This is a genomic window from Pseudomonas sp. JS3066 (assembly GCF_036328175.1).
Lineage (GTDB): Bacteria > Pseudomonadota > Gammaproteobacteria > Pseudomonadales > Pseudomonadaceae > Metapseudomonas.
On the sequence record NZ_CP143312.1, the window covers coordinates 5,926,723 to 5,950,106 of the forward strand.

The window sequence follows — 23,384 nt, forward strand, 5'->3', positions numbered from 1 at the left end:
AAGCTGGGAATTCACTGAATGTAGCGAACGGATGAACCCCTACGACTTGTGGGAAAGCATTCGCGAATGAATTCGCTCCCACAAGGCATGTGGTGCAGGCGGCGGATGACTCTCCTACGCCACCTTCCCCTCATTCAGCAGATGCGCCGCCAGGGTCCGCAGCGCCCCTAGCTGCCGACAGATCAGTCCCAGCTCGGTCTGCACCAGGCGTGGGCGGTCGTCCATGTCTTCCGGAAGCTGCTCCAGGGCCTTGGCGAGTGCATCCTCCTCGTCGCGATGGATACTGATCGGGCGGCGGTCGGTCAGGCCCTGGGCGATGCAGTCCAGGCTTTCGGCAATCTGTTCGGCGGCTTCATTGATGGTCGGCGTCAGGGCTTCACCGGGGGTTTCGCTGCGGTGCGCGCCGAGCGCGGAGAGATAGCTCAGCAGCGTGTGGGAAAGCACCAGGAAGCGGAAGCCGATGTCCGCTTCCTTCCGGAAGTGGCCCGGCTCCATGAGCATGTTGGAGAGGGTGGTGGACAGCGCCGCGTCGGCGTTGTGGGCGTTGCGTCGGGCCAGGCGGTAGGCCAGGTCGTCGCGTTTGCCGATGGCGTACTGCTGCATGATCTGCCGCAGGTAGCGGCTGTTGCAGGCGAGCGTGTTGGCCACCACCTGGTTGAGCCGGCGACCCTGCCAGTCGGGCAGGATGAAGATCACCGCCAGGCCGGCGATCAGCGCGCCGAGCAGCGTGTCCACCAGACGTGGCAGGAACAGGCCGTAGCTGTTGCCGATCTGGTTGAAGCAGAACAGCACCATCAGCGTGATCGCGGCCGTGGCCAGGGTGTAGCGAGTGGCGCGGGTGGCGAAGAAGATCACCCCGGCGACCACCGCGAAGACCGATTGCACCAGGGCGCTGGGGAACAGGTCGAACAGCGCCCAACCCAGCGCCAGGCCGAGCAGAGTGCCGACGATCCGCTGTACCAGTTTGCGCCGGGTGGCGCCAAAGTTGGGCTGGCAGACGAATACCGTGGTCAGCAGGATCCAGTAGCCCTGCTCGGGGTGGATCAGGTGCAGCACGCCATAGCCGGCGGTCAGGGCCAGGGCCATGCGCAGCGCGTGGCGGAACACCAGGGATGTGGGGGTGAGGTTCTGCCTGAGGCGTTCCCAGACGTCTTTCAGTCCTTTCGGCGAGCGATCCAGCAGGCTGGCGTCCTGGGCTTCGGCGAGGGCGTCGGGGTTGCTGGCATCGATCAGCAGGCGGTCAAGGGTGCCGAGGTTGCGCGCCAGCGCGTTGAGCGAGCGCAGCAGGCCGCGCCAGGCCGGATTGCTCTGGATGCGCAGGTGCTCCAGGGATTTGTTCAGGTCTTCCAGGGCCTGGGCTCCGTCCAGGTAGTCGAAGGGCTGGCGCATCTGGATCGCGCGGCCCAGTGCCTGGCAGGCGCCGCCTTGCTGGCGCAGCAGGCGTTGGCAGCGGAAGAGTACGTCACTATGGAAGAAGGCTTCGGCCAGCTCGTTATAGGCGTAATGGGAGGAGCTGGCGCGCTCGTGGATGTCTTGCGCCAGGAAGTAGAGCTTGAGGTAGCGGCTGACCTTTGGGCCGGGCCGGCCGTTGCCGACCCGGTGCAGGATGATCTCCTTGGTTGCGTTCAGTGCGGCCACGACCTTGCCGTTCTGCCGCGCCAGTTCCAGCCGACGGGCTTCCACGTCGAGCTGGCGCACCGGTTCCAGCAGCGCTGACTTCAGTTTGAGGTACTGTCCCAGCTCGCGGAACAGCCGGGCCAGGCTCTGCTGCACCGGCTGGTGGGTGAAGAGCGCCTGCCAGAGTACCGAGAGCAGGCCGTACCAGGCGGCGCCGGCCACCAGCAGGGCGGGTTCCTGCCAGAGGTTGGTGAGCACACCGCCGCGCTGGTCGACGCCGATCATGGTGTAGATGGAGAGGATCAGCGTCGCTGAGGCGATGGTGGCGTAGCGCTCGCCAAGGGCGCCGAGCATGGTCAGGCCGAAGCTGGCCACGGCCAGGGCGCCGACGAAGACCCATGGATAGGGGAACAGCAGTTCCACGGACAGCGAGGCGACGCTGAAGCAGCCGAGGGTCACCAGCAGTGCCGTCAGGCGCCCCTGCCAGCTGTCGTCGGTTTCTGCCAGGGCGCTGGCAATGATGCCGAGGAAGAGTGGAATCAGCAGGTCCAGGCGGTCCTGCTGCCAGCACAGCGCCATGCTCCCAGTGAGGGCGACGAAGACGCGCAGGCTGTAGCTGAACTTGTCCAGCGCCCAGAGGCGGCGCAGCGTTTGAGTGAATCGGGTCGAGGGCATAGGGGCCTTGTGGGCGAATGTCCGTGTACGGCTGTGCTGCCGGGTACAGCCTAAGGGCAGCGGGTGGCGCTGTCAGCCACCCTGTCGCATTCGATGCTGGAGCGCGGCGCGAGTCACATTGCGGGGTCGCTGAATCAGGCACGGAAGTACCGGGTATCTGGTCGCTGCCGAAGTTTTCGTGCAGTCTTGGCTACCTGCCGGCCAGACCTGTTCTCGGATGCCTTTGCATGAGACGACGCTGTGGTTTTGCCTTCTTCGCCCTGCTTCTCGCCACCGCGAGTGCCCCTGCTGAAACCTTGCGCATGGCCGCCGATGTCTGGCCGCCCTTCACCGATGCCAGTCTGCCGGGCAATGGACTTGCGAGCGAGTTGGTGAGCACCGCGCTCAAGCGCGCCGGGCACCGCCCCGAGTTTGTCCAGGTGCCATGGGCTCGCGCCCTACGCGGAGTCCAGGTGGGCGATTACGACCTGATCGTCAATGCCTGGTACAGCGAGGAGCGAGCGGGCTACGGTGAGTTCTCCAAGCCGTACCTGACCAATCGCGTCCTCTTCCTCAAGCGCAAGGGCAGCGATTTCCTGTTCCAGTCGTCGGCCGATCTGAAACACCAGAGCATTGCCGTGGTGCGTGGCTATAGCTATCTGCCGAGCTTCGATGCCGATGCGGGACTGAGCAAGGTGCCGGTGAAGAACTTCCAGATGGGGGCACGAATGCTTGCCGCCGGGCGTGTGCAACTGACCCTGGAAGACGAGTTGGTAGCGCGCTTCTACCTCAATGGAGAGCTGGCGGGCATTCGCGACCAGCTGGAGTTCCTGCCCCGGCCGCTCAGCGAGAATGGCTTGCACATCCTGGTGCGCCGTAGCCACCCACGGCATCGGCAATTGGTGGAGGAGTTCGACCAGGCCATGGAGGCCATGCGCGAAGACGGCACCTATCAGTCCATCTTCGCCCGCCACGGCCTGTCCAGCCCCTGACAAGGCCTCCTGCACGTCGGAATGACTGCGCTGCGAATGGTTCGCAGAGGTCGGATTCCGACGCAGGTCAGAGGATGCGAACCTTGTAGGTGCGTCCCTTGATCTTGCCTTCACTGAGGCGTTTAAGCGCTTGCTTGGCAATCCCGCGCTCGACCGCGACGAAAGCCTGGAAGTCGAAGACGGCAATCTTGCCCACCTGGCTGCCCGGAATCCCCGCCTCGCCGGTGAGGGCGCCGACGATGTCGCCGGGGCGAAGTTTCTCCTTGCGGCCACCATTGATGCACAGGGTGGCCATGGGCGGCAGCAGGGGATCGCGGTTCTTCACGATCAATTCATCGAGGCGCTGCCAGCTCAGCGGAGCTTGCTGCAGGTCTTCGATGGCTTGGGCGCGGTTGGCTTCGGCCGGCGCCACCAGGCTCAGGGCCAGGCCCTTCTCGCCAGCGCGGCCGCTGCGGCCGACGCGGTGGATGTGCACTTCCGGGTCGCGGGACAGCTCGACGTTGATCACCGCTTCCAGGCCGGCGATGTCCAGGCCTCGAGCGGCGACATCGGTGGCCACCAGCACGCTGCAGCTCTGGTTGGCGAACAGGGCCAGCACCTGGTCGCGCTCGCGCTGTTCCAGGTCGCCATGCAGCGACTGCACGGAAATGCCGTTGTCGCGCAGATGGGCTTCCAGTTCCTGGCACTGCTGGCGGGTATGGCAGAAGGCGACGCAGGACTGCGGACGGTTGCTTTGCAAGAGGCGCAGTACGGCATCCATGCGCTGACGCGGGTCGATTTCGTAGAAGCGTTGCTCGATCTGGCTGTCGTCGTGCAGGGCTTCGACCTTCACCTGCTGCGGTTCGCGCATGAAGGTCTTGGCCAGTTGGGCGATGCCGGCTGGGTAGGTGGCGGAGAACAGCAGGGTCTGCCGACGCGCCGGCAACTGGCCAATGATATCGGCGATGCTGTCGTAGAAGCCCATATCGAGCATGCGGTCGGCTTCGTCGAGCACCAGGGTGTTGAGGCCGTCGAGCACCAGAGTGCCTTTGCGCAGGTGCTCCTGGACACGGCCAGGGGTGCCGACGATGACGTGGGCGCCATGCTCCAGGGAGCCCACCTGGGGACCGAACGGGACGCCGCCGCAGAGGGTCAGCACCTTGATGTTGCCGTGGCCACGAGCCAGGCGACGGATTTCCTTGGTCACCTGATCGGCCAGCTCGCGGGTGGGGCAGAGCACCAGTGCCTGGCAGCCGAAGAAGCGCGGGTTGAGCGGCTCCAGCAGGCCAATGCCGAAGGCAGCGGTCTTGCCACTGCCGGTCTTGGCCTGGGCGATCAGGTCCTTGCCCTTGAGGATCAACGGCAGTGCCTGGGCCTGGATCGGCGTCATGTCGCGGTAGCCCAGCGTCTCCAGGTTGGCCAGGGTAGCCTCGGAGAGGGGCAGGGAAGAGAAGGCGGTGGTGGTCACGGGGCGGGCCTGAAAGTCTAAATGGCGCGCAGTTTAGCAGGCTCCTGCGCGCCTCCCCCGTCACTCGTCGATATCGCGGTGCACGCGGCGCACCGCACGCCCGCTATCGGGCGGCAACTGGAAGAAGATTGCCGCCGCCAGCAGGGTCAGTGCACCAACACACAAGTAGGTCGCCTGGAAGGCCTCCAGCACGCTGGGCGCGTCGGGTTTGCCAAAGCCGCCGAGCAACGCCGCCGCCACCGCTACGCCGAGGCTCATGGACAGCTGCATCACCACGGACAGCAAGCTGTTGCCGCTGCTGGCCTGGTGGTCGTCGAGGTCCAGCAGGGTGACGGTATTCATCGCCGTGAACTGCATCGAGTTCACCGCTCCCAGTACTCCCAGGTGCAGGAGCAGCAGCGGGTAGGGTGTATTGGCGTCGATCAGCGACAGGCTGGCGATCATCGCCCCCAGCAGCACCGTGTTGCCGAGCAGCAGGCGGCGATAGCCGAGGCGGTCCAGCAAGGGCTTGGCCAGGGGCTTGGCGGCCATGGCCGAGAGCGCCAGGGGGATCATGGTCATCCCTGCCTGGGCTGGTGGGTAACCCAGCGCGACCTGCAACAGCAGCGGTGTGAGGAAGGGCAAGGCGCCGCTGCCGAGACGCGAGAAAAGGTTGCCAAGAATGCCGGCGGCGAAGGTCCGGGTGCGAAACAGCGAAGGCGCGAACAACGGCCGCTCGACTTGCACTGCATGCAGCCAGTAGACGGCGAGGCAGGCCAGGCCGCCGAGCAGCAGGAGCATCACCCGCACATGGGGCAGGTGAAGCTCACCCAGGCCTTCCAGGGCGATGGTGATCAGCACCATGGCGGTGCCGAAGAGCAGGAAGCCGAAGAGGTCCAGCCGGACCGATCCGCTGCCGCGCAGGTCGGGCATGAAGCGCCACGCGGCAAGTCCGCCGACCAGGCCCACCGGGATGTTGATCAGGAAGATCCAGTGCCAGCTGACGTATTCCACCAGCCAGCCGCCCAGGGTCGGACCGATGAGCGGACCGACCAGGCCGGGCAGGGTGATGAAACTCATGATCCGCACCAGCTCCGTGCGTGGATAGGCGCGCAGCACGACCAGCCGGCCCACCGGCATCATCAGAGCGCCGCCAAGGCCTTGCACCACTCTAGCGCCCACCAGTTGCGGCAGGTTCGAGGACAGCGCGCAGAACAACGAGCCCAGGCTGAACAGCAGCACGGCGCCAAAGAACACCCGGCGTGTTCCGAAACGGTCGGCGATCCAGCCGGAGGCCGGAATAAGCAGGGCCACGGTCAGCATGTAGGCGATGATCACCGACTGCATGCGCAGCGGGTCTTCGGCAAGGTCGCGGGCCATGGCGGGCAGGGCGGTGTTGAGGATGGTGCCGTCGAGGGCCTGCATGAAGAAGGCCACCGCCACCAGCCAGGGCAGCATGCGGGTGGTGCGGGCATCGAGGGAGACGGGCTCGGCCATGTCGATCCTTACTTACGGGACCCTGCGCACTTTAGGCGCCGGCCGCTTCCCTTTCCACCCGCGAAGGATCACGGCGTACTGGCCGACGGCTGCTAGGCTTGCCAGTATCCGAACCTCCCAACCCATACCATGGAAGGAATGTCTCCATGCGGACCCTCTGTGCGCTGCTGCTGAGCTTGATGAGCGCCGCCCCTTGCCTGGCCGCGGAGTGGTTTCCGTTGCAGGTCGAGGTGGATGGACGCGATGCCAGCTACCGGCCGCTCACCGGCGCGAGCAAGCCCTGGCGCATTTGTGCCCTGTTGCCCCACGGCATGGACCGTTACTGGTGGGGCGTGGCCTGGGGGTTGGATGAGGAAGCGCAGCGCCAGGGCATACAGCTCGGCGTTTACGAGGCCGGCGGTTACCAGTTCCCGGACATGCAGCGCGCGCAACTGACCCGCTGCATCCAGCTCGCCGCCGATGCGTATGTGATCGCCGCAATCGGTGCCAAGGGGCTGTGCGACGAGATCGCCCTGCTGCATCGCGACAAGGTCCCGGTGATCGACCTGATCAACCGCATCGACTGCCCGGGCATCACCGCGATGTCCCAGGTGGATTTTGCCGATATGGCCAAGGCGGCCATGGCTTACATCCGTGATCACAGCGGCGGGCGACCGGTGCGCGTGGGTTGGTTGCCGGGTCCTGAGGATGCCGGTTGGGTCGCTGATGCCGAACGTGGGCTGAAAGAGTTCGGCTCGCAGGCTGGGGTGACGCTGATAAGCGGTGGCTACGGCCCGGTGGACCGCTCCACCCAGGCGGTGCTGGTGCGCCAGTTACTCGCGCGTGAGCCCGGACTCGACTACATCCTTGGCAATGCCGAGGCCGCGGCCTTTGCTGGCCACCTGGTGCGTACTGGCGGCAGCCGCTACAAGGCCCAGGTGGTTTCGCTCTATGCCACGGAGCGGGTGCTGGAAGAAATCGCCGACGGCACGGTCCTCGCCTCGCCCACTGACTCGCCGGTTATCCAGGCACGGGTCGCAGTGGATCTGGCGATCCGTGCGCTGGAGGGCAAACAGTCGCCGCAGCGGGTCAGCCCGCGAATCGAAGTCATCGACAAGGACAGCCTTCAGCGATTCGACATCAGCCGCCTGATGCCGCCCAGCGGGCACTGGATGATTCGGCAGGACCTGCCGGAGTAGGGTTGCCGAACAGGAATCCGATGTGGGAGCGGTTTCAACCGCAATGGGATGCCACGCGGATCGCGAATGAATTCGCACAAGGGAAATTGACCCGAAACGAAAAGGCCCCTGGTGCGCTGCACCAGGGGCCTTCGTTGTTGCGCAGGTGCCTTACAGCTTGCGAACCGGGGTTCCGCGCACCGGCTTGTCGCCCGCCACGTAGTAGTCGGCGGTGCTGCGCGGCAACGGCTTGCGCCCGCGGATTCGGTCGGCGATCTTCTCGGCGATCATGATCGTGGTCGCGTTGAGGTTGCCGGTGATGATCTCCGGCATGATCGAGGCGTCCACCACCCGCAGGCCTTCCATGCCATGCACGCGGCCCTGGCCGTCCACCACAGCCATGTCGTCGGTGCCCATCTTGCAGGAGCAGGATGGGTGGAAGGCGGTTTCGGCGTGGGTTCGGATGAACTCGTCCAACTCGGCATCGGACTTCAGGTTCGCGCCCGGGCTCAGCTCGCGGCCACGGTACGGGTCGAGTGCGGGCTGGCCCATGATTTCGCGGGTGATGCGGATACCGTCGCGGAACTCCTGCCAGTCCTGTTCGTGGGACATGTAGTTGAACAGGATGCTCGGGTGCTGGCGCGGGTCCTTCGACTTCAGGTGGATGCGACCACGGCTCGGCGAGCGCATGGAACCCATGTGGGCCTGGAAGCCATGTTCCTTCACCGCATTGCTGCCGTTGTAGTTGATCGCTACCGGCAGGAAGTGGAACTGAATGTTCGGCCACTCGAACTGCGAGCGGGTACGGATGAAACCACCGGCTTCGAACTGGTTGCTGGCGCCCAGACCGGTGCCGAGGAACAGCCACTGTGCGCCGATGGCCGGCTGATTCCACCATTGCAGGGCGGGGAACAGCGACACCGGCTCCTTGCAGGCGTACTGCAGGTACAGCTCCAGGTGGTCCTGCAGGTTGGCGCCTACGCCTTGCAGGTCATGTACGACCGGAACGTCGAGATCGCGCAGCAGGGCAGCAGGGCCGACGCCGGAACGTTGCAGCAGTTGCGGCGAGGCGATGGCGCCGCTGCACACCAGCACTTCGCGGCGGGCACGCGCGGTGATCGGGGTGTCGCTGTTGCCCTTGAGGTAGGCAACGCCGATGGCACGCTTGCCGCTGAACAGGATGCGGTCGGAAAGGGCGTGGGTGACGATGGTCAGGTTGGGGCGGTTGCGCGCCTGGTCCAGGTAGCCGCGACCGGTGGCAGCACGACGGCCTTCCGGGGTCACGGTACGGTCCATGGGGCCGAAGCCCTCCTGCTGGTAGCCGTTGAGGTCGTCGGTACGCGGGAAGCCAGCTTGCACGCCGGCCTCGACCATGGCGTGGAACAGCGGGTTGTTGCCGGTCTTGGGCGTGGTCACGCTCACCGGGCCGTCGCCACCGTGGAAGTCGTTCGGGCCGATGTCGCGGGTTTCCGCCTTGCGGAAGTAGGGCAGGCAGTCCAGGTAGGTCCAGTCCTCCAGGCCCGGGGCCTTGGCCCAGCCGTCGAAGTCCAGGGCGTTACCGCGGATGTAGCACATGCCATTGATCAGCGAGGAACCGCCAAGGCCCTTGCCACGGCCGCACTCCATGCGGCGGTTGTTCATGTAGGGCTCCGGATCAGTCTCGTAGGCCCAGTTGTAGCGGCGACCCTGCAGCGGATAGGCGAGGGCGGCGGGCATCTGGGTACGGAAGTCCAGGCGGTAGTCCGGGCCGCCGGCTTCCAGCAGCAGGACGCTGACATCGGCGTCTTCGGTCAGGCGCGTGGCCAGCACGTTACCGGCGGAACCGGCGCCGACGATGATGTAATCGAATTCTTGGGACATGTGGCTTACCTGCTAGAAAAACCGGAGTCGCCTCCGGGGCACGGCATCTTGTTCTATGGTGCGGCCCGGTATGCTCCGGGCCGCCTGGGCGCTGGCGTCGGTCAGAACACCGAGTAGTAGTCGCCCATCTCGACCTGTACGGACTTGATGCGGGTGTAGTGGGCCAGGGTGGTCAGGCCGTTCTCGCGGCCGACACCGGACTGCTTGTAGCCGCCCACCGGCATTTCGGCGGGGGACTCGCCCCAGGTGTTGATCCAGCAGATGCCGGCTTCCAGCTTGTGGATCACACGGTGGGCGCGGGCCAGGTCACGGGTCACGACGCCAGCGGCCAGGCCGTAGTCGGTGTCGTTGGCGCGGCGAATCACTTCTTCTTCGGTGTCGTAGACCAGGATGCTCATCACCGGGCCGAAGATTTCCTCGCGGACGATGGTCATGTCGTCGGTGCAGTCGCTGAACACGGTCGCGGCCACGTAGGCGCCCTTGGCGTATTCACCGCTGGTGACGCGCTCGCCGCCGATCAGCAGGCGTGCGCCTTCCTTGCGGCCGGCTTCGATGTAGCCGAGCACGCTTTCCATGTGGGCGAAGCTGGTCAGCGGGCCGAAGTTGGTGTTGGCGTCTTCCGGATTGCCCAGGCGGATGCGCTTCACGCGCTCGACCACCTTGTCCTCGAAGCGGGCCTGCAGGGCGCGCGGCACGAACACTCGGGTGCCGTTGGTGCAGACCTGGCCGGAGCTGAAGAAGTTGGCCATTACGGCGATGTCGGCGGCGCGGTCGAGGTCGGCATCTTCGAAGATGATCAGCGGCGACTTGCCGCCCAGTTCCATGGTGACTTCCTTCAGCGAGGAGCTGGAGGCGCTGGCCATCACCTTCTTGCCGGTTGAGGTGCCGCCGGTGAAGGAGATTTTCTCGATCTGCGGGTGCTCGGTCAGCCACTGGCCGACTTCACGGCCGCTGCCGGTCAGCACGTTGAATACGCCGTCCGGCACGCCGGCTTCGGTGTAGATCTCGGCCAGTTTCAGGGCGGTCAGCGGGGTGACTTCGCTGGGCTTGAAGATCATCGCGTTGCCAGCGGCCAGGGCCGGGGCGGACTTCCACATGGCGATCTGTACCGGGTAGTTCCAGGCGCCGATACCTGCGACCACGCCCAGGGGCTCGCGGCGGGTGTAGACGAAGCTGGTTTCGCGCAGCGGGATCTGCTCGCCTTCGATGGCGGGGATCAGACCGGCGTAGTACTCGATCACGTCGGCGCCGGTGACGATGTCCACGGCGCGGGTTTCGGCCAGCGGCTTGCCGGTGTCCAGGGTTTCCAGTTCGGCCAGTTCGTCATTGCGCTCGCGCAGGATATCCACGGCGCGGCGCAGGATGCGCGAACGCTGCATGGCAGTCATCGCGGCCCACACCTTCTGGCCTTCGATGGCGCAGGCGACGGCGCGTTCGACGTCTTCCTTGCCGGCGCGCTGGACGTTGGCCAGGACTTCACCATTGGCCGGGTTGATGGTCTCGAAGGTGGCGCCACTGGTGGAGTCGACGTAGCGGCCGCCAATGTAGAGCTTCTGTTCTTCGAATCGGGCCATGGTGGTTGTCCTCTCTAGGTGTTGTATGCGCAAGGCGGGCGGCTCAGGCCGCCTGCTTGGTCAGTTGTTGATCAAGGAATTCGTAGGCGAGCCGGCGGGCCTGCTCGGTTTCGAAGGCTTCGCCGGAGAGCGCGCCGCGCAGCCAGAGGCCGTCGATTAGGGCGGCCAGGCCACGCGCTGCAGTACGGGCGCTTTCCACATCGAGTTCGCGGCGGAACTGCCAGCAGAGGTTCGAGTAGAGGCGCAGGTCGTTGATGCGTTGCAAACGGCGCAGGGACGGCTGGTGCATGCTGCTGGCCCAGAAGGCCAGCCAGGTCTTCATGGCCGGGCCGTTGACCTGGGTCTCGTCGAAGTTGCCGTCGATGATGGAACGGATGTAGCCGCGCGCACTGTCGTCGCGCATGGCTTTGCGGCGCTTGCGCACTGCGTCCTGCAGATCGTTCATGAGGAAGCGCATGGTGGCTTCCAGCAGTCCGTTCTTGTCCTGGAAGTAGTGACTGATGATTCCGTTGGAAACCCCGGCGAGCCGCGCAATGTAGGAAATGCTGGCGTCGCCCATGCCTACCTGGTCCACCGCCTCGAGTGTGGCGTGAATCAGTTGGGTGCGCCGCAGGGGCTGCATTCCGACTTTTGGCATGGGTTTCCTCCGCTTCCGGAACCATTCCGGTAGGTCGAAAATCAGCCTACTTTATTTTTATTGAACGTTCAAACAACAAAGAATAAGCTGCGCACCATGGAACGGGATGCGGCAGTTCGCCGCACCTGATTTCAGGCCTTCGGCCGGGGGTTGCCACCCGTCGCCGGTCGCGGGCGCGGGTCTGTCGTTGCGCCCTGTGGGCGCCTGCTTTCACTGCCTTGGTATTTCCAAATGAGTAAAGCTCCAACAACAAAAAATCATGAGAAGGTGCGCCTGAACCCGGTCGTGTTCTTCGGCTCCACTGCGCTGATCATGCTTCTCACGGTTGCCTTGATTGCGTTCCCCGAGGGCGCCGGCAGCGTGCTCGGCAAGGCCCAGGCCTGGCTGTCGCGCAGCTTCGGCTGGTACTACATGCTGGCCATCGGTGCGTACCTGTTCTTCGTCCTCTATGTCGCCTTCTCCCGCTACGGCAACCTGCGCCTGGGTGCTGACGACAGCCGTCCGGACTTCAGCTACGGCGCCTGGGCCGGCATGCTGTTTTCCTCGGGCATCGGCATTTCGCTGCTGTACTTCGCGGCGTCCGAACCCATCGACCACCTCTACAACCCGCCGGAAGGCGAGCCGGGCAGCCAGGCCGCCGCGCGCCAGGCATTGCAGTTGACCTTCCTTCACTGGGGTGTGCACGGCTGGGCCATCTATGCATTGGTGGGCCTGGCGGTTGGCTACTTCGCTTACCGTCACAACAAGCCCCTGGCGCTGCGTTCGGCGCTCTACCCACTGTTTGGCGAGCGCCGTATGAAGGGCGCGGTGGGTAATGCAGTGGACTGTTTCGGCATCTTCGTGACCCTGCTGGGCCTGGTGACCAACCTGGGTATCGGTTCGCTGCAGGTGTCCTCCGGCCTCGAATACCTGTTCGGCCTGCCCCATAGCCAGGGCTCACTGCTGGCGGTGATCCTGGTGATGAGCGCGGTAGCCACCCTGGCCGCGGTATCCGGGATCGAGAAAGGCATCCGCCGCCTGTCCAACCTGAACATCATCCTGTTCAGCGGCCTGCTGGTGTTCGTGCTGCTGGCCGGCGAGACGCTGCACCTGCTCAACGGCTTCGTGCAGAACCTCGGTGACTACCTCAACGGCCTGGTGCTGAAGACCTTCGACCTCTACGTCTACACCGGACAGTCCGGCAAAAGCGAAGAGTGGATGGGCCTGTGGACCCTCTTCTACTGGGCCTGGTGGATTTCCTGGGCGCCCTTCGTCGGCATGTTCGTGGCTCGTATCTCCCGTGGGCGCACCGTGCGCGAACTGGTCAGCGGCGTGCTTCTGATTCCGCTGGGATTCACCCTGGCCTGGCTGTCGGTATTCGGTAACAGTGCCATCGACCTGGTGATGAACCAGAACGCAGCGGATCTCGGCAAAGCCGCGCTGGAGCAGCCGGCCATGTCCATCTACCTGCTGCTGGAGCATTACCCCTGGTCCAAGGCGGTGATCGGCCTGTCGATCTGTGTTGGCTTCGTGCTCTTCCTCACGCCTGCCGACTCCGGCTCGGTGATGCTGGCCAACCTGTCTCGCGAGGAAGGCGACCTGGACGAAGACGCGCCCAACTGGCTGCGTATCTTCTGGTCCGTAGTGGTGACCCTGGCGACCATCGGCCTGCTGTTCGCCGGCAACTTCACGGCGATGCAGACAGTGGTCGTGTTGGCGGGCCTGCCGTTCTCGGTAGTGCTGCTGCTCTACATGTTCGCCCTGCTCAAGCAGATGAAGGCCGACGTGGCGGCGCTGGAGCAAGCGCCGAAGCACCCGAAAGTCGTCCAGTTGCATGGCGAAGCGGCCTGATCGGCCAACAACTCTGCAATGAAGAAGCCCGGTCTCTGGACCGGGCTTTTTTATGACGCCTGGGCGCTTGTCCTGTAGGGCGATTTCAATCGCCAAGCAGGCCGAAGGTCTGCCCCGGTATGTTGAATGGGTCAGCTGCGCTGCCCATCGCGAACGAATTCAGGGATCAGCTCTCGGCCTTGGCCAGTTGCTGGTCCAGGTAGTCGTAGGCGATCTGCAATGCCTGCTCGATATTGAAACCATCACCCGAGAGGGCGCCGCGTAGCCACAGACCGTCGATGAGCGCCGCCAGGCCGCGGGCGGCGGAACGCGCCTGGTCCTGGGGCAGGGTACGGCGCAGTTCGCAGCACAGGTTGGAATAGAGCCGGTGGTCGTTGATGCGCTGCAGTCGACGCAGGGAAGGCTGGTGCATGCTGGCGGCCCAGAAGGCCAGCCAGGTCTTCATGGCCGGGCCGCTGACCTGGCTGTCGTCGAAGTTGCCGGCGACTATCGCACGCAGGTGCGCGCGGGGGGTGTCTTCGCGCAAGGCGGCGCGTCGCTGGCGTACGGCGCTGCTCAGGGCCCCCATCAGGTGGCGCATGGTCGCGTCCAGCAGGCCGTTCTTGTCCTGGAAATAGTGGCTGATGATGCCATTTGAGACGCCGGCGATGCGGGCGATATAGGCGATGCTGGCATCGCCGAGCCCCACCTGGTCGACGGCTTCGAGGGTGGCCTGGATCAACTGCGAGCGACGGATCGGCTGCATTCCGACCTTGGGCATCGGGTACTTCCACCATTTTGCGTGGGAATTGGAAGCGCGCAGTCTAGGGGGAATTTGATTGATCGATCAATCGAGCGGGTTGATCGGGGGAAGGGACGGCCTGCTCTCTGGGATTGAAAGGGGCAGCTTCGCCGCCCTTGACGAATGATTTCACCCCACAGGACTCCCTGAAAGCAAAACGCCCCCGCAGGCAGGGCCGGCGAGGGCGTTTGGACTGCGCGAGCGTGGCTTACTTCAGCCACTCCTCCACGCGCTGCGGGTTCTTGGCGATCCATTCCTTGGCAGCGGCTTCCGGCTTGGCGCCTTCGCGGATGGCCAGCATCACGGCCCCCACTTCTTCGCCGCTCCAGGAGAATTTCTTCAGGAAGGCGGTGGCATCGGCGGCCTTGGCTTCCAGGCCAGGGTTGACCACGGTGTCGACGTGCTCGTCATCGCCATAGACTTTCTTCGGGTCTTCCAGGAAACGCAGCTTCCACTTGGCGAACATCCAGTGCGGAATCCAGCCGGTCACGACGATCGGCTTCTGTGCTTTCTCGGCGCGGGTAAGGGCGGTGGCCATGGCCGGGCCGGAGCTGGGCATCAGTTTGATGTCGAGGTTGTATTGCTTGATCGCATCCTCAGTGCGGCGCATCACACCCGCGCCAGCGTCGATACCGGTGATCTTGCCGTCGAAGTCGGCCTTGTAGGTGTTCAGGTCTTCGATGGACTTGGCCTGCACGTAGTCAGGGACGATCAGGCCAATCTTGGCGCCCTTGTAGTTGGAGCCCAGCACCACGACCTTGTCCTTCAGCTTTTCGAAGTACTCGCCATGGGTGGCGGGCAGCCAGGCCGAGAGGGTGGCATCCAGATCGCCACGGGCCACGCCTTGCCACATGATCGCCGGCTCGACGGGCTTCAGTTCGACGCCATAACCGAGTTTCTCTTTGAGGATTTCGCCCGCGACATAGCTGGCGGCGACGCTGTCGTCCCAACCGTTCACGAAACCGATCTTCAGGGTTGGTTTGTCAGCGGCGTTGGCCATGCCCATGCCGAGGGCAAGGGCGGCGACGCCGAGGGTTTTCAGGTACAGGGATTTCAACTTGCGCATACGTATTGCTCCATCAGGTGGGATTGGCAGCCAACTACGTGGTCGATGGCCCGTTCTCTGGCGGGTTCGCGACGGTGCCCGTCGTGACCCGTCGCCGGGCCACGATTGGCGAAATGCAAGGAAATGGGCTCCGTGAAGGAGCCCGGGGATTACAGGCCGATGTGTTTCTTCACGGCAGCAGCGCCGTCCTGGCCGTCATAGGTGGTAACGCCGGCCAGCCATTTGTCGAGCACGGCCGGGTTGGCCTTGAGCCAGCCGGTGGCGACTTTCACCGGATCTTCCTTCTCCAGGATCTTCTCCATCAGCTGGCTTTCCATTTCGACATTGAACTGCAGGTTGTTCAGCAGCTTGCCGACGTTGGCGCAACGCTGTTCGTAGTCCGGCGGTACCACGGTGAAGACCTTGGCAGCGCCATAGTCCGGGCCGAACACGTCATCGCCGCCAGCCAGGTAGGTGATGTCGAACTGGGTGTTCATCGGGTGCGGTGCCCATCCCAGGAACACCACTGGCTCCTTCTTCTTCACCGCGCGCTGCACCTGGACCAGCATGCCCGCCTCGGACGACTCGACCATACGGAACTCACCCAGGCCGAACTGGTTGCCCTTGATCATCTTGTCGATCAGCAGGTTGCCGTCGTTGCCTGGCTCGATGCCGTAGATCTTGCCGCCCAGCTGGTCCTTGAACTTGGTGATGTCCTGGAAGCTCTTCAGGCCAGCGTCAGCTGCATAGGTAGGAACTGCCAGGGTGTACTTGGCACCTTCCAGGTTGGGGGTCGGCAGCACCTTCACGCCGTTGTCCTTGGTGAAGGGCTCGATCACCGCGTCCATGGAGGGCGCCCAGTAGCCGAGGAAGACGTCGATCTGCTTGTTCTTCACGCCGGTGAAGGCGATGGGCACAGACGCCATGATCTTGCGCGGGGTGTAGCCCAGTCCTTCGGTCAGCACCATGGCAACGCCGGTGGTGGCGGCAATGTCGGCCCAGCCGATCTCGGCGAAACGAACCTGCTTGCAGCTCTGCGGCTCCTGAGCCCAGGCACCCTGGGCCAGCGCGCAGGCCAGCAGGCCCAATGCAGCGACTTTCTTCATTTTTTTCATTAGCGACTCCCTGACATTGAAAAGGTGAAGCGTTCTTAGTGCGCTTGCTGCCGCTGCAGTTTGGCTCCGAGCCGGCCAAAGACACTGCCACGGGTCGATGTCTGGCGGGTACCGAAGCTTTCGGTGATGCGGTCGAGGATGATCGCCAGCAGTACCACGGCCATGCCGCTTTCGAAGCCCAGGCCGATGTCCAGGCGCTGGATACTGGCGAGTACGTCGTTACCCAGACCGCCGGCGCCGACCATCGACGCGATGATCACCATGGACAGCGCCATCATGATGGTCTGGTTCACGCCGGCCATGATCGACGGCATGGCATTCGGCAGCTGCACTTTGTATAGCAGTTGCCAGCTGTTGCAGCCGAAGGATTGACCGGCCTCGACGATTTCCTTGTTCACCTGGCGGATACCCAGGGCGGTCAGTCGCACCGCCGGCGGCATGGCGAAGATCACCGTGGCGATGATGCCGGGCACGCGACCGAGGCCGAAGAGCATGGCCGCCGGGATCAGGTAGACGAACGCAGGCATGGTCTGCATGAAGTCCAGCACCGGGCGGATGATCACGGCGACGCGCTCGCTCTTGGCCGCCCAGATGCCCAGCGGGATACCGAGCAACAGGCTGATCAAGGTGGACGAGAAGGTCAGGCCGAGGGTGACCACGGTCTGCTCCCAGAAGCCGGTCAGCACGATCAGGATCAACGATGCGGCGGTGAACAGGGCGAACTTGACGCCGATGCGCCAGAGGCCGAGGCCGACGAATACGGCAATCAGCACCCAGGCCGGCGGCCACATCAGGAAGCGTTCGATCAGCTCGGAGAAGCCGCTGACCACGTTGCCGACGCTTTCGAAGGCGCCGCTGTAGTTTTCGAGCAGGTGCTGGACGACGTCATTCACCCAGCTGCCAAGATCCAGTTTCTCGCTCATCGTCATTCTCCCCGCAGGCGGCTCAGCAGGCGGCCTTTGCTGATCGCACCGCTATAGCGGCCACTCTGGTCGACCACCGGGATCGGCCCCTCGTTGATCACCAGGCGCTGGATGACGCTGTCGAGTGGCAGGTCTTCCGGTACTGGGTCGATGTGCTTGAGCAGGTTCTGCTCCAGGTCCAGGGTGCGGCCACCCTCGACCAGCAGCGCGATCTTCTCGAGGCTGATGGAACCACGGAAGTTGTTCTTCTCGTCGACGATGAAGGCGTAGTGCTTGTCCAGGGCCTGCAGCTTCTGGCAGACCGTCTGTGCGTCCGGCGCCTTGCCGTTGTGCACGAACAGCGGAACGCTGTCGGACTTGAGCTGGCCAGCGGTGAGGTAGCGGCTGGTATCGACCGTGTTGAAGAAGTTGCGCACGTAGTCGTTGGCAGGGTTCTCGATGATCTCCTGGGGCGTGCCCACCTGGATCAGCTTGCCGCCTTCCATGATGCCGATGCGCGAACCGATGCGCATGGCTTCCTCGATGTCGTGGGACACGAAGATGATGGTGCGGCTGTGCTTCTTCTGCAGGTCCAGCAGCACATCCTGCATCTCGCGGCGCTTGAGTGGGTCGAGGGCGGAGAAGGCCTCGTCCATGATGATCATCGACGGGTCCACGGCCAGGGCGCGGGCCAGGCCCACACGCTGCTGCATACCGCCCGAGAGTTCATGGGGATACTTGTGGGCGAAGCTGGCCAGGCCGACCTGCTCCAGCACTTCCATGGCGCGCTTCTCGCGTTCCTTCTTGCTCTTGCCTGCTACTTCCAGGCCGAAGGCCGCGTTGTCCAGCACACAGCGCGAGGGCATCAGGGCGAAGGACTGGAACACCATGCTCATGTCGCGGCGACGCAGGTCGATCAATTGCGACGTGGGTAGTTTGGCGACGTTCTGCCCGTCGATGAACACGTCACCGGCGGTTGGCTCGATAAGACGGTTGATCAAGCGGATCAGGGTCGACTTGCCCGAACCCGACAGGCCCATCAGCACGAAGATCTCGCCTTCGTTGACGCTGAAAGACACGTCGCTGACGCCAATCACGGCGCCGCGCTCAGCCAGGATCTTTTCCTTGCTCCAGCCCTGCTTGAGTAAATCGATTGCTTCTTGTGGTTGTTGCCCGAAAACCTTGTAGAGGTTTTGAACCACGATCTTTCCAGACTGCATGGGATATTTCCCCTTCAGTAGACATCCAGGACAGCTACACGGAGCCAGAACCGGCGCTCGACGACGCTCAGCCCGGTGATGCCGACTGTCTTGCCTGTGTGGATAACAATGTTTCGAGAACCTCGCAGCCCTCTGGCAGTGTTACGAAACCCATTCCCTGGGCGGGTTCAGCACCTCGGCCGGAGGTGCGCGTACTTCCGAAATTTCTTATTAGGCCGACCTCTATTCGGGGGGAGGTCGCCGCTTGTGTTCTTCGGTCCGGAGCGGTGTGCTCACGGTCTGCCGGTCCACGGGAACCGACAGCGACGAAATCGGGTGACTCAACGATAAAGCCTTGAGGCCTTGGCAATTGTCGGTTTGCGACGTTCATATGTTGCGCGACGACATGGCCTATGGATATCGCAGGGTGCGACGCATCACGGCGCTTTGGCCTGGGTAAGGGTCACCGGTAGCGCGCTGCCGTCACGCGCGGTGACACCCTGCAGCCAGGCAGCCAGGGTGTCGGGATTGGCTTTCAGCCATGCCTTCGCTTCGCGTCTACGATTGGTGCTCTGATTCAGTATGGCCTCCATCAGGTGGTTCTCCATGGCCAGGCTGAATTTGAGGTTCTTCAACAGTCGCCCCAGGTTCGGGCACTCCTGTGTCAGGCCCTTGCGCACGGTGGTGTAGACCGTGGCGCCCCCGTAATTCGGGCCGAACCAGTCGTCCCCTCCCTCCAGGTAATGCATCTGCAACTGGTTGTTCATGGGGTGCGGCTCCCAGCCGAGGAACACCACCCATTGCTTGAGGTGCTCGGCGCGCTTCACCTGGGACAGCATGCCGCCCTCGCTGGACTCCACCAGTTTGAAGTCGGCAAGGCCGAAGGTGTTCCCCGCGATCATCTTCTGGATCAGCTTGTTGCCGTCGTTACCTGGTTCGATGCCGTAGATCCTGCCGCCCAACTGCTGCTTGAACTTCGCCAGGTCGGCGAAGCTCTTGACACCGCCTTCCCAGGCCGCCTGGTTTACCGCCAGGGTGTACTTGGCGCCGGTGAGGTTGGCGCCGAGACTCTCCACCGTGCCTTTATCCAGGTAGGGGCGGATGTCGTTTTCGCTTGCCGGCATCCAGGTGCCGAGGAAGACATCGATCTTGCCGTCACTCATCGTCTTGTAGGTGTCGGGCACCGATAGGCGTTTGACCTTGGTGATGTAGCCGAGCTCGCTCAGCACGTGGCGGGTGACGGCGGTCGTGACGGTGATGTCGCTCCAGCCGACGTCGGCGAAATGCACCGTGGAACAGCGTTCTGGATCGGCGGCGGCCAGGGTCGATTGGGCACTGAACAGGGACACAGCCAGCAGCGACGCTGCCAGCAGGGGAGTGGTGGGTCGAGTCATGGGAAGGGTCCATCCACAGCAGGATTTATTGTCGTTTTCCGGACTCGCGTGGCTGTCGGACTGCTGCAGGCCCCCGCCCCCGGGCGCGGGAATGATGCGGGCCAGACGCATCGCCTGACTACCGACCCGGTCGCACTCAGAACTTATCTGTCGCGGGTAATGCAAGGAAACAGGTGGGAGCGCGGGATCGCCTGTGGGAGCGATTTCAATCGCGATTGCAGGCCTTGGGCCTGCCCCTTTCTTCCTTGTGGAGTCACTGCGTACACCTTTCGCGAATGAATTCGCTCCCGCAAGGGCAGGCCGTTCCGTGCATCGGGCACGACGTATTTGGATACGAGCAAGTCGGTGTGGGAAGTCCTTGCTTCGTTGAAATGTCGATCATGGCGCCAAGTGTGATCCTTACCGGAGTTGCCTCGTGGCTATCAGCGTGTTCGACCTGTTCAAGATCGGTATCGGCCCTTCCAGCTCGCACACCGTGGGCCCGATGCGGGCGGCGGCGCTGTTTGCCACGGCGCTGCGCGAGCGCGGCCTGCTGGAGCAGGTGACGCGGGTCGAGGTGCGCCTGTACGGCTCGCTGTCGGCCACCGGCGTCGGCCACGGCACCGACCGCGCGACCCTGGTCGGGCTGATGGGCGAATGGCCGGATCGGGTCGACCCGAAGCAGATCGCCCCGCGCATCGAGGCGCTGCAGGCGTCCCGCGAACTGCTGTTGGGCGGCAGCCACCCGGTGGCCTTCGACTGGCAGCGCGACCTGCTGCTGCTCGAGGAAAACTTGCCGTACCACCCCAACGCCATGACGCTGATCGTCGAAGGCGAGGCGGGTGAGCTGCACCGCGACACCTACTACTCCATCGGTGGCGGCTTCGTGGTCGACGAGGCCCAGGCCCGCTCCGGTCAGCTCGACCAGGACACCACCGAGCTGCCTTACGACTTCTCCAGCGCCGAAGAGCTGCTGGAACTCTGCCAGCGCCACAACCTGCGCATTGCCGAACTGATGCTGGCCAACGAGAAGGCCTGGCGCAGCGAGGCGGAGATCCGCGCCGGACTGCTGAAACTCTGGGACGCCATGCAGGAATGCGTGAGCAATGGTCTCGGCCACGAAGGCATCCTGCCCGGCGGGCTGAACGTGCGCCGGCGTGCCGCCAAGCTGCACCGCAGCCTGCAGGAACTGGGCAAGCCGAACGTGATCGGCAGCACCATGAGCGCCATGGAATGGGTGAACCTCTACGCCCTGGCGGTGAACGAGGAAAACGCCGCCGGCGGGCGCATGGTCACCGCGCCCACCAACGGCGCGGCGGGGATCATCCCGGCGGTGCTGCACTACTACATGCGCTTCAACCCCGAGGCCACCGAAGACGACGTGGTGAACTTCTTCCTCGGCGCGGCGGCGGTGGGCATCCTGTGCAAGAAGAACGCGTCCATCTCGGGTGCCGAAGTGGGCTGCCAGGGCGAAGTCGGCTCAGCCTGCGCGATGGCGGCGGCGGGGCTGGCGGAAGTGCTGGGGGCGACCCCGGCGCAGCTGGAGAATGCCGCCGAGATCGGCCTGGAGCACAACCTCGGGCTGACCTGCGACCCGGTGGGCGGGCTGGTGCAGGTGCCGTGCATCGAGCGCAACGCGATTGCCGCGGTGAAGGCGATCAACGCGGCGCAGATGGCGCTGCGCGGCGATGGCGAGCACTTCATCTCGCTGGACCGGGTGATCCGCACCATGCGTGACACCGGCGCCGATATGCACGACAAGTACAAGGAAACCTCACGCGGTGGTCTGGCTGTCAGCGCGATCGAGTGTTGAGCCTTCATCGACCAGCCTGCCCGCCGCTGCCCCGTCCTGGTGCGCAAAGCGGTGGCAATGAGTAAGACCGGATGGTCACGGTGTGAGCCATTCGTCTGTTACTGACGATTGTGTCCTACGGCGCGGGGTGACATTTGCTGACACCTCCAGTGCTACCTAAGGCCCCAGGCCCCGGAATGCACGGGCCGGGGCAGTCGTAAACAGAATGATTCTGTCGCTCTCACCTAGGCCCAGTGGCACGGGCCTTGGATGAAACTCGCCATTTTTAATTGAATGACCAATCAAGATAGGCACGACCTTTGCCTAGATTTGGTATCACCTGGTTTAGCCGTACCAGGACATAACAAAAAGCCCCGAAACGGGGCTCCGCCCGTGCCTAGTCTGAGGGTTTCGCTAATGTCACAGTTCAACCAAGGGGCTCAACCCCAGAACCGTGTTCCCCAGTCCATCGGTTTTCTCCTGCTGGACAACTTCACCCTGATTTCCCTGGCGTCCGCGGTGGAACCGCTGCGTATGGCCAACCACCTTTCCGGTCGCGAACTCTACCGTTGGTACACCCTCAGCCAGGGCGCCCGCCCGGTCAGCGCCAGTGACGGCCTGCAAATCACCCCCGACAGCGGCCTGGACAATGCTCCGGCCCTGGATGCCGTGATCGTCTGCGGCGGCGTCGATATCCAGCACAGCGTCTGTCGCGAGCATGTGCAATGGCTGCAGTCCCAGGCTCGGCAGGGCCGTCAACTGGGTGCCGTGTGCACCGGCAGTTGGGCGCTGGCCAAGGCCGGGCTGCTCGATGGCTTCGAATGCAGCGTGCACTGGGAATGCCTGGCGGCGATGCAGGAAGCTTTCCCGCGTGCCGGCATCAGTACCCGCCTGTTCTCCATCGACCGCAATCGCTACACCTCGTCCGGCGGCACTGCGCCCATGGACATGATGCTGCACCTGATCGCCCGCGAGCACGGTCGTGAACTGGCAGCAGCGATCTCCGAGATGTTCATCTACGAGCGCATCCGTAACGAACAGGACCACCAGCGCGTGCCGCTCAAGCACATGCTCGGTACCAACCAGCCGAAGCTGCAGGAAATCGTCGCGCTGATGGAGGCCAACCTGGAAGAGCCCATCGACCTCGACGAACTGGCCTGCTACGTCGACGTCTCGCGCCGCCAGCTGGAGCGCCTGTTCCAGAAGTACCTGCACTGCTCGCCGTCGCGCTACTACTTGAAGCTGCGCCTGATCCGCGCGCGTCAGCTGCTCAAGCAAACCGCCATGTCGATCATCGAAGTGGCCTCGGTGTGCGGCTTCGTCTCCACGCCGCACTTCTCCAAGTGCTACCGCGAGTACTTCGGCATTCCGCCACGCGACGAACGTGCCGGCCAGAACGCCAACGTGGTGGCCCTGATGCCGGTGCCCGACGAGTTGGTGCGTAACGCGCCGTCCACCGCCGGCGTCGCACTGAGCCGCGCCCAGGGCGAGTCCACCTTCGCCAGCGTGCGGGTGGTGTGAATTCTCGGCCCGCGGGAGCGAATGAATTCGCTCCCGCGACGAGTGGGTAGGGTGCGCCGTGCGCTCCACGTAATCCCCGCGGTGCGCCGTGCGCACCCTACGGGAATGAAGAAGGGCGCCATTGGCGCCCTTTCTCGTTTCCCGGATTCAGCGTGTCAGCGTGGCACCAGTGCCGGCAGCAGGGTGCGCGAAATGGCTTCGCGCACGTTCGGCAACAGCGTGGCGCTGCCCCCCAGCAACTCTTCCACCAGGCGCCGCAGGGCGACCGCGCGCTCCGGGCTGAGACCGCTCACGGCCTGCTCGCAGGCCTGCTCGGCGCTCACCCCTGGCGGTATGCTGATTCCCAGCGCCACCAGGCGCTCGCGAAAGTCTTCCTGGTCGATCAGATCGGCATGCATCATCGCGCTATTCC

The 23,384-nt window shown here is 64.1% G+C and carries 18 protein-coding genes; 5 read left to right on the plus strand and 13 right to left on the minus strand.

Translation table 11 applies throughout. From position 1 onward, the window contains the following. Window positions 1-114: 114 nt before the first annotated feature. Window positions 115-2,292 (minus strand): YccS family putative transporter, encoded by a 2,178-nt coding sequence (gene yccS / locus SA496_RS27820; protein WP_120653502.1) that lies wholly within the window; start codon window positions 2,290-2,292, stop codon window positions 115-117. 227 nt (window positions 2,293-2,519) lie between these two features. On the opposite strand from yccS, the gene SA496_RS27825 reads away from it, so the two are divergent. Further along, window positions 2,520-3,263, plus strand: coding sequence for a substrate-binding periplasmic protein (locus SA496_RS27825; protein ID WP_120653501.1), 744 nt, complete (start codon window positions 2,520-2,522; stop codon window positions 3,261-3,263). 67 nt (window positions 3,264-3,330) lie between these two features. Here the strand turns inward: SA496_RS27825 and dbpA are convergent, their stop codons facing one another. Both dbpA and mdtD read right to left on the minus strand, forming a co-directional pair. Then, the gene (gene dbpA, locus SA496_RS27830) at window positions 3,331-4,710 is read right to left on the minus strand and encodes an ATP-dependent RNA helicase DbpA (protein ID WP_120653500.1); all 1,380 of its coding nucleotides are present in this window, start codon (window positions 4,708-4,710) and stop codon (window positions 3,331-3,333) included. Between the two features lie 60 nt (window positions 4,711-4,770). Further along, window positions 4,771-6,186, minus strand: coding sequence for a multidrug transporter subunit MdtD (gene mdtD, locus SA496_RS27835; RefSeq protein WP_153918781.1), 1,416 nt, complete (start codon window positions 6,184-6,186; stop codon window positions 4,771-4,773). A gap of 146 nt (window positions 6,187-6,332) precedes the next feature. Here mdtD and torT point away from each other — a divergent pair, with 146 nt between their 5' ends. After that, window positions 6,333-7,364 carry a TMAO reductase system periplasmic protein TorT gene (gene torT, locus SA496_RS27840; RefSeq protein ID WP_120653498.1) on the plus strand — a complete coding sequence of 344 codons (1,032 nt, stop codon included), beginning with the start codon at window positions 6,333-6,335 and terminating at the stop codon, window positions 7,362-7,364. A gap of 150 nt (window positions 7,365-7,514) precedes the next feature. Here the strand turns inward: torT and betA are convergent, their stop codons facing one another. The 3 genes from betA to betI (SA496_RS27855) all read right to left on the minus strand — a co-directional run bounded on the left by betA (window position 7,515) and on the right by betI (SA496_RS27855) (window position 11,414). Next, complete coding sequence (gene betA / locus SA496_RS27845) at window positions 7,515-9,203, minus strand: choline dehydrogenase (RefSeq protein WP_120653497.1); 1,689 nt, start codon at window positions 9,201-9,203, stop codon at window positions 7,515-7,517. 101 nt (window positions 9,204-9,304) lie between these two features. Further along, window positions 9,305-10,777 carry a betaine-aldehyde dehydrogenase gene (gene betB, locus SA496_RS27850; RefSeq protein ID WP_120653496.1) on the minus strand — a complete coding sequence of 491 codons (1,473 nt, stop codon included), beginning with the start codon at window positions 10,775-10,777 and terminating at the stop codon, window positions 9,305-9,307. Between the two features lie 43 nt (window positions 10,778-10,820). Then, the gene (gene betI / locus SA496_RS27855; RefSeq protein ID WP_120653495.1) at window positions 10,821-11,414 is read right to left on the minus strand and encodes a transcriptional regulator BetI; all 594 of its coding nucleotides are present in this window, start codon (window positions 11,412-11,414) and stop codon (window positions 10,821-10,823) included. Between the two features lie 285 nt (window positions 11,415-11,699). On the opposite strand from betI (SA496_RS27855), the gene SA496_RS27860 reads away from it, so the two are divergent. Then, window positions 11,700-13,244 (plus strand): BCCT family transporter, encoded by a 1,545-nt coding sequence (locus SA496_RS27860; protein ID WP_120655300.1) that lies wholly within the window; start codon window positions 11,700-11,702, stop codon window positions 13,242-13,244. Between the two features lie 166 nt (window positions 13,245-13,410). Here the strand turns inward: SA496_RS27860 and betI (SA496_RS27865) are convergent, their stop codons facing one another. The 6 genes from betI (SA496_RS27865) to SA496_RS27890 all read right to left on the minus strand — a co-directional run bounded on the left by betI (SA496_RS27865) (window position 13,411) and on the right by SA496_RS27890 (window position 19,680). Continuing rightward, on the minus strand, window positions 13,411-14,004 hold the full coding sequence (gene betI / locus SA496_RS27865; RefSeq protein ID WP_120653494.1) for a transcriptional regulator BetI: 594 nt from the start codon (window positions 14,002-14,004) through the stop codon (window positions 13,411-13,413). Between the two features lie 229 nt (window positions 14,005-14,233). After that, window positions 14,234-15,091, minus strand: a complete 858-nt coding sequence (locus SA496_RS27870) for a glycine betaine ABC transporter substrate-binding protein (RefSeq protein ID WP_120653493.1) — start codon at window positions 15,089-15,091, stop codon at window positions 14,234-14,236. Between the two features lie 149 nt (window positions 15,092-15,240). After that, complete coding sequence (locus SA496_RS27875; protein ID WP_120653492.1) at window positions 15,241-16,185, minus strand: choline ABC transporter substrate-binding protein; 945 nt, start codon at window positions 16,183-16,185, stop codon at window positions 15,241-15,243. Between the two features lie 35 nt (window positions 16,186-16,220). Beyond that, window positions 16,221-17,108: an ABC transporter permease gene (locus tag SA496_RS27880; RefSeq protein WP_120653491.1), complete on the minus strand. Its 888-nt coding sequence runs from the start codon at window positions 17,106-17,108 to the stop codon at window positions 16,221-16,223. 2 nt (window positions 17,109-17,110) lie between these two features. Further along, entirely contained in the window at window positions 17,111-18,307 is a 1,197-nt protein-coding gene (locus tag SA496_RS27885) for a quaternary amine ABC transporter ATP-binding protein (RefSeq protein ID WP_120653490.1), read from the minus strand. A gap of 416 nt (window positions 18,308-18,723) precedes the next feature. Further along, window positions 18,724-19,680 (minus strand): choline ABC transporter substrate-binding protein, encoded by a 957-nt coding sequence (locus SA496_RS27890; RefSeq protein ID WP_330114790.1) that lies wholly within the window; start codon window positions 19,678-19,680, stop codon window positions 18,724-18,726. A gap of 415 nt (window positions 19,681-20,095) precedes the next feature. Between SA496_RS27890 and SA496_RS27895 the strand changes: the two genes are divergently transcribed. Next, window positions 20,096-21,472 carry an L-serine ammonia-lyase gene (locus SA496_RS27895; protein WP_330114791.1) on the plus strand — a complete coding sequence of 459 codons (1,377 nt, stop codon included), beginning with the start codon at window positions 20,096-20,098 and terminating at the stop codon, window positions 21,470-21,472. Between the two features lie 396 nt (window positions 21,473-21,868). Continuing rightward, window positions 21,869-22,972: a GlxA family transcriptional regulator gene (locus SA496_RS27900; RefSeq protein WP_120653487.1), complete on the plus strand. Its 1,104-nt coding sequence runs from the start codon at window positions 21,869-21,871 to the stop codon at window positions 22,970-22,972. Between the two features lie 155 nt (window positions 22,973-23,127). On the opposite strand, the gene SA496_RS27905 is transcribed toward SA496_RS27900, so the two are convergent. Beyond that, complete coding sequence (locus tag SA496_RS27905; RefSeq protein WP_120653486.1) at window positions 23,128-23,373, minus strand: hypothetical protein; 246 nt, start codon at window positions 23,371-23,373, stop codon at window positions 23,128-23,130. Between the last annotated feature and the right edge of the window lie 11 nt (window positions 23,374-23,384).